This is a genomic window from Bacillus sp. PK3-037, assembly GCF_054161355.1.
The window spans coordinates 2,366,039-2,378,334 of sequence record NZ_CP096408.1 but is presented as its reverse complement, the minus strand read 5'-3'; the positions used below and the strand labels follow the sequence as shown (position 1 = coordinate 2,378,334).

The window sequence follows — 12,296 nt, the reverse complement described above, 5'->3', positions numbered from 1 at the left end:
AACGATTTATCAAAAAACATGTTAAAATAGAAATAATAGAAGGTACCTCATTGCCTGAGGTACCTTCACTTATGATGTTTTTAGGGGGGATACTGTCTTAATGGAACAGTTATCAGTAAACAGAAGGCAGTTTCAAATTCTTCTGCAGCAGATTAATATGACAGATGATACCTTCATGACATACTTTGAAGATGGCGAGATTAAAAAGCTGACGATACACAAAGCGTCTAAATCTTGGCATTTTCATTTTAAATTTAAATCTTTGCTGCCTTATCAAATATATGACATGTTAACCATGAGGCTGACGCAATCGTTTGCCCATATTGCAAAAGTGACGTCTTCAATCGAAGTGCATGATGCCGAGGTTGATGAAGGCCTCGTGCAGGATTACTGGACACGCTGCATTGAAGAGCTGCAAGGCATTTCACCGCCGATTATCAGTCTCTTAAGCCAGCAAAAACCGAAGCTGAAGGGCAACAAACTGATTGTCAAAACAAAAACGGATACAGAAGCATCTGCTCTCAAGAACAAATACAGTGCGATGATTCAAGCGGGATACCGTCAATTTGGGTTTCCGGATTTTCAGCTTGATGCTGAAATATTTGTATCTGATCAAGAAGTGCAAAAGTTTCGGGAACAAAAGCTAGCTGAAGATCAAGAACGGGCGATGCAGGCTTTAATTGAAATGGAGAAGAAAGATAAAGAAAGTGATGAAGATCAAGCTCCTTCAGGGCCTCTTGTTATCGGCTATCAAATTAAAGATAACGAGGAAATCAGAACACTTGACAGCATAATGGACGAGGAACGGAGAATTACGGTACAGGGTTATGTGTTTGATGTGGAAACCAGAGAACTGAAAAGCGGGCGCACGCTGTGCATCTTCAAAATTACTGACTACACAAATAGTATCTTAATTAAAATGTTTGCAAGAGAAAAAGAAGATGCGGCCCTGATGAAGTCTCTGAAAAAGGGCATGTGGGTAAAAGCGCGCGGAAGCATTCAAAACGACACCTTTGTCCGAGATCTGGTCATGATTGCAAACGATGTAAATGAGATAAAAGCAAAAAACCGTGAAGACACGGCGCCAGAAGGAGAAAAAAGGGTAGAATTGCATCTGCATTCCCCAATGAGCCAAATGGATGCTGTAACAGGCATCGGAAAGCTTGTTGAACAGGCGAAAAAATGGGGGCATGAGGCGATCGCTTTGACTGACCACGCTGTCGTTCAATCCTTCCCAGATGCGTATTCTGCTGCCCAAAAACATGGAATTAAAATGATTTACGGAATGGAAGCCAATATCGTGGATGACGGGGTGCCAATTGCTTACAATCCCGCACACCGTTTGCTTGATGAAGAAACATATGTCGTTTTTGACGTCGAAACCACCGGACTTTCCGCTGTGTATGATACGATTATTGAACTGGCGGCTGTAAAAGTGAAAGGCGGGGAGATCATTGATAAGTTTGAGTCATTTGCCAACCCGCATCGTCCGCTTTCGGCGACAATCATTGAACTGACAGGCATCACTGATGATATGCTGGTCGACGCGCCGGATGTAATAGACGTGATAAGAGATTTCAGAGAATGGATTGGCGATGATATTCTTGTCGCCCATAATGCAAGCTTCGATATGGGATTTTTAAACGTTGCTTTCAAAAAGCTTCTCCAAGTTGAAAAAGCAAAAAATCCTGTCATTGATACACTGGAGCTCGGCCGTTTTCTTTATCCGGAATTTAAGAATCACCGTCTGAACACGCTGTGTAAAAAGTTTAACATTGAACTTACACAGCATCACCGTGCGATCTACGATACCGAGGCAACCGCTTATTTGCTTTTGAAAATGCTGGAGGATGCTGCTGAAAAGGGCATTCAGTATCATGACCAGCTGAATGAAAATATGGGTCAGTCCAACGCTTATCAAAGGTCAAGACCGTATCATGCAACAGTGCTGGCGGTGAACAGCACAGGCTTGAAAAACTTATTTAAGCTCGTTTCACTTTCCCATATTCATTATTTTTACAGAGTGCCGCGTATTCCAAGGTCTCAGCTTGAGAAATACAGGGAAGGCCTTCTGGTCGGTTCAGCCTGCGACAGAGGAGAGGTTTTTGAAGGCATGATGCAAAAGTCGCCGGAAGAGGTGGAGGATGTTGCGTCATTCTACGATTATCTCGAGGTTCAACCGCCTGAGGTGTACCGCCACTTGCTTGAGCTAGAACTGGTTCGCGATGAAAAATCGCTGAAAGAAATCATTACGAATATTACTAAACTCGGTGAAAAGCTTAATAAACCTGTTGTCGCAACAGGAAATGTTCATTATTTGAATGATGAGGACAAAATTTACAGGAAAATTTTAGTATCCTCTCAGGGCGGCGCGAATCCGCTGAACAGACACGAACTTCCGAAAGTGCATTTCAGAACGACAGATGAAATGCTTGAAGCCTTTTCCTTCTTAGGGGAAGAAAAAGCGAAGGAAATCGTTGTCACCAACACACAAAAGGTTGCATCTTTAATTGAAGACATCAAGCCGATTAAAGATGATTTATATACGCCGAAAATTGAAGGCGCTGATGAAGAAATCAGGGAAATGAGCTATCAGCGTGCACGTAGCATTTACGGAGAGCAGCTCCCTGAAATCGTTGAAGCGCGTATTGAAAAAGAACTGAAAAGTATCATCGGCCACGGCTTTGCTGTTATTTATTTGATCTCTCATAAACTCGTAAAGAGATCTCTCGATGACGGGTATCTGGTAGGGTCACGGGGATCGGTAGGTTCTTCATTAGTTGCGACACTTACTGAGATCACAGAGGTGAACCCGCTGCCGCCGCACTATATATGTGCTGAATGCCAGCATTCTGAGTTCTTTAATGACGGATCTGTCGGTTCAGGTTTTGACCTGCCTGACAAAATGTGTCCTCATTGCGGAACGCCTTTGAAAAAAGACGGGCACGATATTCCGTTTGAAACGTTCCTGGGATTTAAAGGCGATAAAGTACCTGATATCGATTTGAACTTCTCAGGGGAATATCAGCCGCAGGCCCACAATTATACAAAAGTATTGTTCGGAGAAGACAACGTATATCGTGCGGGAACGATCGGCACGGTTGCAGAAAAAACAGCCTACGGTTACGTAAAAGGCTATGCCGGCGACAATAATCTCCATATGCGCGGCGCCGAAATCGACCGGCTTGTGCAGGGCTGTACAGGTGTAAAACGGACAACTGGACAGCACCCTGGCGGTATTATCGTAGTTCCGGATTATATGGATATTTATGATTTCTCTCCGATTCAGTTTCCGGCAGATGCGACAGGTTCTGAATGGAAAACGACTCATTTTGACTTCCATTCCATTCATGACAACCTGCTGAAGCTTGATATTCTGGGGCACGATGACCCGACGGTAATCCGTATGCTTCAGGATTTAAGCGGAATTGATCCGAAAACGATTCCGACGGATGACCCTGAAGTAATGAAAATCTTCCAAGGAACCGAATCACTCGGTGTCACACAGGAACAGATTGGATGTAAAACAGGCACTCTGGGAATTCCTGAATTCGGAACCCGCTTTGTCCGGCAAATGCTTGAAGACACAAAGCCGACAACGTTTTCTGAGCTCGTTCAGATTTCAGGGCTGTCTCACGGAACAGATGTATGGCTCGGCAATGCGCAAGAGCTCATTCACAATAATATTTGTGAGCTGAGTGAGGTGATCGGCTGCCGTGATGACATTATGGTTTATTTAATCTATCAAGGGCTCGAGCCGTCACTGGCGTTTAAAATTATGGAATTTGTCCGTAAAGGAAAAGGTTTAACGCCTGAATGGGAAGAAGAAATGAAAAATAACAATGTTCCAGACTGGTATATCGATTCCTGCAAAAAGATTAAATACATGTTCCCGAAAGCCCACGCCGCGGCTTATGTATTAATGGCGGTCCGTATTGCTTACTTTAAAGTGCATCACGCGCTTCTGTATTATGCGGCTTATTTTACGGTTCGTGCAGACGACTTTGATATTGATACAATGATCAAAGGCTCCACGGCAATCAAAGCCGTAATGGAGGATATCAACTCCAAAGGGCTTGATGCGTCGCCGAAGGAAAAAAACCTTCTCACAGTATTAGAATTAGCGCTGGAAATGTGTGAAAGAGGCTATTCATTCCAAAAAGTCGATTTATACCGCTCCAGCGCAACGGAATTTATTATTGACGGCAACAGCCTGATCCCTCCTTTTAATTCTATTCCTGGATTAGGTACGAACGCCGCTCTAAATATTGTAAAGGCCCGTGAAGCAGGCGAATTCCTCTCAAAAGAAGATTTGCAAAAGAGAGGGAAAGTATCAAAAACGATTTTAGAGTATTTAGATCGTCACGGCTGTTTGGAGTCATTGCCGGATCAAAACCAATTATCGCTGTTTTAGCATATAAAAGCCGAATTTCTTAAGAAGTTCGGCTTTTATGCATACATGAGCGGCAAAAGTGCAATCGTATGAGTAGAAGCCCCTGTGATCAGCTTAACAGCGTAAAGGTAAACGTATATCCATTTGCAATAAAAATATGGTTATGGTATAGTTTTATTGGAAATGCTAACGATTACCGAGGCAAAGAGTGGGGAAACCCGCTCTTTTGTATTGAACAAGAGAATTTTGTCTCGACATGTTCATCGTTTACTTTAAAGCCCCTGCTCTTTTGAAGCAGGGTTTTTATGCAGAGTGACGAGACGAATATGATATCGACAGCACAAGGAGGAAGAACATGAGCAAAAAAGTGACTGACACCGTTCAAGAAATGGCTCAGCCAATCGTAGACAGCCTTCAGCTTGAACTCGTTGACATTGAATTTGTCAAAGAGGGTCAAAGCTGGTTCCTTCGCGTGTTTATTGATTCCGATGACGGTGTGGATATTGAGGAATGTGCCAAAGTAAGCGAAGCTCTAAGCGAGAAGCTTGATGAGGCAGACCCAATCAGCCAAAATTACTTTCTTGAGGTTTCATCCCCGGGAGCTGAGCGTCCATTAAAGAAAAAAGCCGATTTCGAAAAATCACTTGGGAAAAATGTATACATTAAGACCTATGAGCCGATTGATGGCGTAAAAGTGTTTGAAGGACAGCTGGCTGAATTCGATGGACAAACAGTGACAGTTGAGATGACAATCAAAACAAGAAAGAAACGGATCGATATTCCGTATGAAAAAATAGCTAACGCAAGATTAGCTGTAACATTCTAATGAATACAAGTTTTAAGGGGGGAGACCGTTAACATGAGCAGTGAATTATTAGATGCTCTCACCATTCTTGAAAAAGAAAAAGGCATCAGCAAAGAAATTATCATTGAAGCAATCGAAGCTGCTTTAATTTCTGCTTATAAGCGAAATTTTAATCAGGCGCAGAATGTACGGGTGGATTTGAACCGTGAAACAGGTACAATCCGTGTATTCGCAAGAAAAGATGTCGTTGATGAGGTATACGATCAAAGACTGGAGATCTCAATCGAAGAGGCGCAAAGCATCCACCCCGAATATATGGTAGGCGATGTTGTAGAGATTGAAGTAACGCCTAAGGATTTCGGACGCATTGCGGCCCAAACAGCGAAGCAGGTCGTGACACAGCGTGTGCGCGAAGCTGAGCGCGGTGTGATTTATTCTGAGTTTATTGACCGTGAAGAAGACATCATGACTGGTATCGTCCAGCGCCTGGACAATAAATTTATCTATGTGTCTCTAGGCAAAATTGAAGCTTTGCTGCCGGTTAATGAGCAAATGCCGAATGAAAGCTATAAGCCTCATGACCGCATTAAGGTGTATATCACAAAAGTAGAAAAAACGACGAAAGGCCCGCAGATTTATGTGTCAAGAACACACCCAGGCCTCTTGAAGCGTTTATTTGAAATCGAAGTGCCGGAAATTTATGATGGAACTGTAGAGCTGAAATCTGTTGCCAGAGAAGCAGGCGACCGTTCGAAAATTTCTGTTCGCACTGATGATCCTGATGTGGATCCGGTGGGCTCTTGCGTCGGCCCTAAAGGCCAGCGTGTTCAGGCGATTGTCAATGAATTAAAAGGTGAAAAAATTGACATTGTCAACTGGTCGAATGATCCTGTAGAATTTGTCGCGAATGCGCTCAGCCCTTCGAAAGTGCTGGATGTCATCGTGAATGAAGAAGAAAAAGCGACAACTGTTATTGTACCTGATTACCAGCTGTCTCTGGCGATTGGCAAAAGAGGACAAAACGCACGCTTAGCTGCTAAATTGACAGGCTGGAAGATTGATATTAAGAGCGAAACAGACGCAAGAGATATTGGAATCTATCCGAGAGAACTTGAAGAAGACGACGAAGAGCCGCTCTTTACGGAGCCTGAAACTGCTGAATCGGATGAATAAGAGGTGACCTTAGGTGAATAAACACAAAAAGATCCCGTTACGCAAGTGTGTAGTGACTGGAGAAATGAAGCCTAAAAAGGAACTAATCCGAGTTGTACGTTCAAAAGAAGGCGAAATCTCAGTAGATCCGACCGGGAAAAAGAACGGCCGGGGTGCTTATTTAACGCTGGATAAAGAGTGCATCTTAGCAGCAAAAAAGAAAAACACTTTGCAAAATCAATTTCAATCACAAATCGATGACCAGATTTTCGAAGAATTGCTGGAACTGGCGGAAAAGGTGAAAAAATAAAATGTCTGGAATGGAATGGTTTCCCTTGCTGGGTCTGGCCAATCGAGCTCGTAAGGTCGTGTCAGGCGAGGACTTGGTTATTAAAGAAATCAGGAATGCGCGTGCGAAGCTTGTCCTGCTTACAGAGGATGCATCATCTAACACAGCAAAGAAAGTAACCGACAAGTGCAATTATTATAAAGTTCCTTATAAAAAAGTCGCGGATCGCGCGATTCTTGGACGCTCTATCGGTAAAGAATCCCGTGTCGTTGTCGCCGTCACTGACCAAGGTTTTGCGAATAAGCTGATCAGCTTGCTCGATTAATATTTTTGGGGGTGAACGAATGGCTAAAATGAGAGTATACGAATATGCAAAAGCGTTAAATGTTTCAAGTAAGGAAATTTTGACCGCACTGAAGAACATGGATTTAGAAGTGAATAATCATATGGCCATGCTTGAAGAAAAGGCCATTAAACAGCTTGATGCCAAATTTAAAAAAGGCGGCGCAGCCGTTAAATCTCAAAAGCCTGCGGAAACGAACAAAAACAAACAGCCGCAAGGGGTAAATCAGCAGTCTGCTGGAAATCAACCAAATAAAATTCGAGACGGAAAGAAGAATGACGTGCAGAATAATCAATTTAACAAAAACAAGAAGAATAACAACAACAAAAAAAATAAACGCAACAATAACAACAACAGAAACCAACATCAGCAAAAGCCTGTGAAGCCGAAAAAAGAGCTTCCTGAAAAAATTACGTTCTCAGGCACTTTAACAGTCGGCGCGCTGGCTGAAGAGCTTGGCAAAGAGCCTTCTGAACTCATCAAAAAACTGATGCTTCTTGGAGTTATGGCGACCATTAACCAAGAGCTCGATAAAGACACAATCGAACTGATTGCATCAGAATACGGTGTTGAAACTGAAGAAGTTATTGTCCTTGAAGAAACTGAATTAGAGAAATACGAAGAGCCTGACAAAGAAGAGGATCTTGAAATTCGTCCTCCTGTCGTTACAATCATGGGTCACGTTGACCATGGGAAAACAACGCTTCTTGACAGCATCCGTAAAACAAAGGTTGTTGAAGGAGAAGCTGGCGGAATCACTCAGCATATCGGAGCCTACCAAATCGAAGAAAACGGCAAGAAAATCACTTTCTTGGATACCCCGGGTCACGCCGCATTTACAACAATGCGTGCACGTGGTGCGGAAGTAACCGATATTACGATCCTGGTTGTAGCTGCGGATGACGGTGTAATGCCGCAAACAGTAGAGGCGATCAACCACGCGAAAGCGGCTGAAGTGCCGATCATCGTTGCTGTGAATAAAGTTGATAAAGAAGCTGCAAACCCTGACCGTGTGATGCAAGAACTGACAGAATACGGACTTGTGCCTGAAGCTTGGGGCGGAGAAACGATTTTTGTTCCGCTTTCCGCTTTAACTGGAAAAGGCATTGATGAACTCGTTGAAATGATTTTGCTTGTCAGTGAGGTAGAGGAACTGAAAGCGAACCCGAACCGCCAGGCAAAAGGAACGGTTATTGAAGCGGAACTTGATAAAGGCAGAGGGTCAGTTGCGACATTGCTCGTACAGACTGGAACACTGCATGTCGGTGATCCGATTGTAGTCGGCAATACATTTGGCCGTGTCCGTGCAATGGTCAATGATATTGGTCGCCGTGTAAAAACAGCGGGACCGTCTACTCCGGTTGAAATTACGGGTCTAAATGATGTGCCTCAAGCGGGAGATCAATTCCTTGTCTTTAAAGATGAAAAAACAGCTCGTTCTGTTGGAGAAGCCCGTGCTTCCAAACAGCTTGAAGAGCAGCGCAGCGATAAAGCAAAGCTGAGTCTTGACGACTTATTCGAGCAAATTAAACAAGGTGATGTAAAAGACATCAATCTTATCGTAAAAGCTGACGTTCAGGGATCTGCCGAAGCTTTAACAGCCGCACTTCAAAAAATTGAAGTTGAAGGCGTTAAAGTGAAAATCATCCACACAGGCGTTGGTGCCATCACAGAATCTGACATTATTTTAGCATCTGCTTCCAATGCAATTGTTATCGGGTTTAATGTGAGACCGGACGGTAATGCTAAGAGTACGGCTGAAGCTGAAAACGTAGATATTCGTCTTCACCGTATTATTTACAAAGTAATCGACGAGATTGAAGCAGCTATGAAAGGTATGCTTGATCCTGAATATGAAGAAAAAGTAATTGGTCAAGTAGAAGTGCGCCAAACATTTAAAGTATCTAAAATCGGTACGATTGCCGGCGGATATGTTACTGAAGGAACGATTACGCGCGACAGCGGCCTCCGTTTAATTCGTGACGGCGTCGTCATCTTCGAAGGCGAAGTGGACGTTCTGAAACGCTTTAAAGACGATGTGAAAGAAGTTTCACAAGGCTACGAATGTGGTATAACGATTAAGAAATACAATGACATTCGTGAAGGTGACATCCTTGAAGCGTATGTCATGCAAGAAATTGAAAGAACGTGATCGGATTTGCGGAATGTGAATGCATCATTTATGATGCAGGATCGTTAAAAGAAAAGCGCGCCGTTCTGAAGCGGATCTTAACCAGGGTTCAAAATAAGTTCAATGTTTCGATTTCGGAGATTGGCTATCAGGACACATGGCAAAGAACCAGCTTTGGAATCGCCGCTGTTTCTTCCTCTCGCGTTCAGACAGAAAAAGAATTGCAGCGTGTTCTTGCGTTTATTGATTCTTTTCCTGAAATTGAACGGACGATCACTAGAACAGAGTGGTTTTAACTTAGAGGTGATTGAATTGAGTATGAGAGCAAACCGTGTCGGCGAGCAAATGAAAAAAGAACTCGGTGATATTATCAGCCGAAAGCTGAAGGATCCGAGAATTGGTTTTCTGACAGTAACGGATGTACGTGTATCAGGTGATTTACAAATTGCAAAGGTGTATATTTCCGTTCTCGGAGACGAGAAAAAAAGGGAGGAAGCACTGAAAGGGCTTGCTAAGGCGAAAGGATTTATTCGCTCTGAAATCGGCAGCCGCATCAGACTTCGTAAAACGCCTGAAATTGAATTTGAGTTCGATGAATCAATTGATTACGGAAATCGAATCGAAACATTGATTCACCAATTGAATTCAGAGAACCCGTCTGAATAACAAATGAAGAGGATAGGCGTTCGTCGTCTGTCCTCTTTTCTGCGTTTTGAAGAAAATCCTCACAACAGAAGGAGTGAAAGACATATGGTTAACGGAGTTCTCCTTTTACATAAACCGGTCGGCATGACATCGCATGATTGTGTCATGAAGATCCGGAAGCTGCTTAAAACAAAAAAAGTCGGACATACGGGAACGCTTGATCCTGAGGTATCAGGTGTGCTTCCGATTTGTGTGGGCCGGGCTACAAAAATTGTCGAATATTTAACTGAGAAGTCTAAAACATATGATGCTGAAATTACGCTTGGTGTTTCAACGACGACAGAGGATCAAACCGGAGAAACCGTTGAAACAAAGCCAGTAGATCAAGCTGTTGATGAAGCAGAAGTAGAAAAGGTTTTAAACAGTATAAAGGGACAACAAGAACAGATTCCCCCGATGTATTCCGCAGTAAAGGTAAACGGCAAAAAATTATATGAATATGCAAGAGCGGGACTTGAAGTAGAACGGCCAAAACGTCTTATTACAATTGAAGATATTGTGCTCACTACAGGGGTTAAACATAATGGAGAGACAGCGAGTTTCCGGTTTACAGTAACATGTTCAAAAGGAACCTATGTGCGGACATTAGCGGTTATGATTGGCGAAAAGCTTGGATATCCGGCTCATATGTCTCATTTGATCCGTACGGCATCCGGTGACTTTTCTCTTGATGAATGCTTTACGTTTGAAGAGCTGGAAGCTCAAGCCGAGTCCGGAACTGTAGCAGACCATACAGTCTCTATTGAACGTGCGCTCAATCATTTGCCGAAATGGATCATAAGTGATACATTAGCTAAGAAAGTAGAAAATGGGGCTTTGCTTGAAACACCAGAACAATTCTCGGATCTGACAAGTGACGACCGTCTCGCAGTCTATACGGAATCCGGAAGCTGTCTGGCGATTTATTTCCCTCATCCTACAAAACACGGGCTGTTAAAGCCGGCAAAAGTATTGATGCAAAAAAGCGAACAATAGAAAAAAGGTGACCGTTCTGTGAAGACGATACATATTACACATCCGCATCATTTAATAAAAGAGGAGCAGCCAAAGTCTGTGATGGCGTTAGGTTATTTTGACGGCGTTCATTTAGGGCATCAAAAGGTAATCGGCACAGCTAAACAGATAGCTGAAGAAAAGGATCTGACATTAGCCGTGATGACCTTTCATCCCCATCCTTCCCATGTGCTGGGCAGGGATCAGGAACCAAAGGATCTGATTACCCCTCTTGAAGATAAAATCAGCCAAATTGAACAATTAGGCACGGAGATTCTGTATGTCGTTAAATTCAATGAAGTGTTTGCTTCTCTGACTCCTAAGCAGTTTGTCGATCAGTACATTTTAGGCCTTCATGTACAGCATGCAGTGGCAGGCTTTGATTTTACGTACGGAAAATACGGCAAAGGAACAATGGAAACGATGCCGATTGACTTAGATGGAAAAGCTGATTGCACAATGGTGGAAAAATTGACGGAGCAGGATAAAAAAATCAGCTCCAGTTATATTCGGACTGCACTTCAAAACGGAGACGTTGAACTGGCCAATGTCTTGCTTGGACAGCCCTACTTTATTAAAGGAATTGTCATTCACGGAGATAAAAGAGGGCGGACAATCGGGTTTCCGACGGCCAATATTGGCTTAAATAACAGCTATATTGTCCCGCCGACCGGTGTATATGCCGTCAAGGCGGAAATAAACGGCGAGATTTACAACGGCGTTTGCAATATCGGCTATAAGCCGACGTTTTTTGAAAAACGACCGGAACAGCCTTCAATTGAGGTCAATTTATTTGATTTTGATCAAGAAGTATACGGAGCCGCGATAAAAATTGAATGGTATAAACGAATTCGGAGCGAGCGCAAGTTCAACGGCATTCAAGAATTAACAGAGCAAATTGAGAAAGATAAGCAGCAAGCGATCCGTTATTTCAGCAATTTGCGGAAATAACATGCAGCGCACACAAATTTTATTCTAAAATATTTGCATATAGGCTCGATTTTTAGTATGATAGTTTTCGTAGTCTTAAAACCTTTGCTTGGCAATCCGAAGTCACCGACGGTTGCTAGGTAACTGGGGCTAAATATTATTTGGAGGTGAAACAGGATGGCAATTACTCAAGAGCGTAAAAACCAACTCATCAGCGAGTTTAAAACACACGAATCTGATACTGGATCTCCAGAAGTTCAGATCGCTATCCTAACTGATTCAATTAACAACTTGAACGAGCATTTACGTACTCACAAGAAAGACCACCATTCACGTCGCGGTCTTCTTAAAATGGTAGGTAAGCGTCGTAATCTTCTTACGTATCTGCGTAATAAAGACGTAACTCGTTACCGTGAGTTAATTAACAAACTAGGCTTACGTCGATAATCGTAAAAAGCGGGAGGATTCCCGCTTTTTTATCGTATAAAAGCGAAAAAATTTTTATAACCAATCATTGAAATCCTTTTACATACTACTTTGACATTGATATGTTCA

At 42.9% G+C, this 12,296-nt stretch carries 11 protein-coding genes; all 11 read left to right on the top strand.

The genetic code is table 11. The features are described from left to right. Positions 1–100 precede the first annotated feature (100 nt). The 11 genes from M1D69_RS12105 (at position 101) to rpsO (ending at position 12,188) form a co-directional block, all read left to right on the top strand. A complete protein-coding gene (locus M1D69_RS12105; RefSeq protein WP_458105957.1) occupies positions 101–4,414 on the top strand; it encodes a PolC-type DNA polymerase III in 4,314 nt (1,437 codons plus the stop codon). 334 nt (positions 4,415–4,748) lie between these two features. Continuing rightward, positions 4,749–5,219 (top strand): ribosome maturation factor RimP, encoded by a 471-nt coding sequence (gene rimP / locus M1D69_RS12100; RefSeq protein WP_024121427.1) that lies wholly within the window; start codon positions 4,749–4,751, stop codon positions 5,217–5,219. A 33-nt stretch (positions 5,220–5,252) separates the two neighbouring features. Beyond that, the gene (nusA, locus tag M1D69_RS12095; RefSeq protein WP_458105958.1) at positions 5,253–6,371 is read left to right on the top strand and encodes a transcription termination factor NusA; all 1,119 of its coding nucleotides are present in this window, start codon (positions 5,253–5,255) and stop codon (positions 6,369–6,371) included. A 13-nt stretch (positions 6,372–6,384) separates the two neighbouring features. After that, on the top strand, positions 6,385–6,660 hold the full coding sequence (rulR, locus tag M1D69_RS12090; protein ID WP_010334283.1) for a glucose-induced regulator RulR: 276 nt from the start codon (positions 6,385–6,387) through the stop codon (positions 6,658–6,660). 1 nt (position 6,661) lies between these two features. Beyond that, positions 6,662–6,964, top strand: a complete 303-nt coding sequence (locus M1D69_RS12085) for a YlxQ family RNA-binding protein (protein WP_024121429.1) — start codon at positions 6,662–6,664, stop codon at positions 6,962–6,964. A 19-nt stretch (positions 6,965–6,983) separates the two neighbouring features. Next, positions 6,984–9,134 carry a translation initiation factor IF-2 gene (gene infB, locus M1D69_RS12080; protein WP_024121430.1) on the top strand — a complete coding sequence of 717 codons (2,151 nt, stop codon included), beginning with the start codon at positions 6,984–6,986 and terminating at the stop codon, positions 9,132–9,134. Beyond that, positions 9,131–9,409 (top strand): DUF503 domain-containing protein, encoded by a 279-nt coding sequence (locus tag M1D69_RS12075; RefSeq protein WP_003220950.1) that lies wholly within the window; start codon positions 9,131–9,133, stop codon positions 9,407–9,409. The genes infB and M1D69_RS12075 overlap by 4 nt, the downstream gene beginning before the upstream one ends. 16 nt (positions 9,410–9,425) lie before the next feature. Continuing rightward, positions 9,426–9,779, top strand: a complete 354-nt coding sequence (gene rbfA / locus M1D69_RS12070; RefSeq protein ID WP_010334286.1) for a 30S ribosome-binding factor RbfA — start codon at positions 9,426–9,428, stop codon at positions 9,777–9,779. A gap of 84 nt (positions 9,780–9,863) precedes the next feature. Continuing rightward, complete coding sequence (truB, locus tag M1D69_RS12065) at positions 9,864–10,793, top strand: tRNA pseudouridine(55) synthase TruB (protein WP_458105959.1); 930 nt, start codon at positions 9,864–9,866, stop codon at positions 10,791–10,793. An 18-nt stretch (positions 10,794–10,811) separates the two neighbouring features. Beyond that, positions 10,812–11,762: a bifunctional riboflavin kinase/FAD synthetase gene (gene ribF / locus M1D69_RS12060; RefSeq protein WP_458105960.1), complete on the top strand. Its 951-nt coding sequence runs from the start codon at positions 10,812–10,814 to the stop codon at positions 11,760–11,762. A 156-nt stretch (positions 11,763–11,918) separates the two neighbouring features. Then, a complete protein-coding gene (gene rpsO / locus M1D69_RS12055) occupies positions 11,919–12,188 on the top strand; it encodes a 30S ribosomal protein S15 (protein ID WP_003154182.1) in 270 nt (89 codons plus the stop codon). Positions 12,189–12,296: the final 108 nt, after the last annotated feature.

Bases quoted from the DNA above. Each gene is read 5' to 3' on its own strand.
- nusA (WP_458105958.1), top strand. From the start codon at position 5,253: ATGAGCAGTGAATTATTAGATGCTCTCACCATTCTTGAAAAAGAAAAA.
- M1D69_RS12105 (WP_458105957.1), top strand. From the start codon at position 101: ATGGAACAGTTATCAGTAAACAGAAGGCAGTTTCAAATTCTTCTGCAG.
- M1D69_RS12085 (WP_024121429.1), top strand. From the start codon at position 6,662: ATGTCTGGAATGGAATGGTTTCCCTTGCTGGGTCTGGCCAATCGAGCT.
- rimP (WP_024121427.1), top strand. From the start codon at position 4,749: ATGAGCAAAAAAGTGACTGACACCGTTCAAGAAATGGCTCAGCCAATC.
- truB (WP_458105959.1), top strand. From the start codon at position 9,864: ATGGTTAACGGAGTTCTCCTTTTACATAAACCGGTCGGCATGACATCG.
- rpsO (WP_003154182.1), top strand. From the start codon at position 11,919: ATGGCAATTACTCAAGAGCGTAAAAACCAACTCATCAGCGAGTTTAAA.
- infB (WP_024121430.1), top strand. From the start codon at position 6,984: ATGGCTAAAATGAGAGTATACGAATATGCAAAAGCGTTAAATGTTTCA.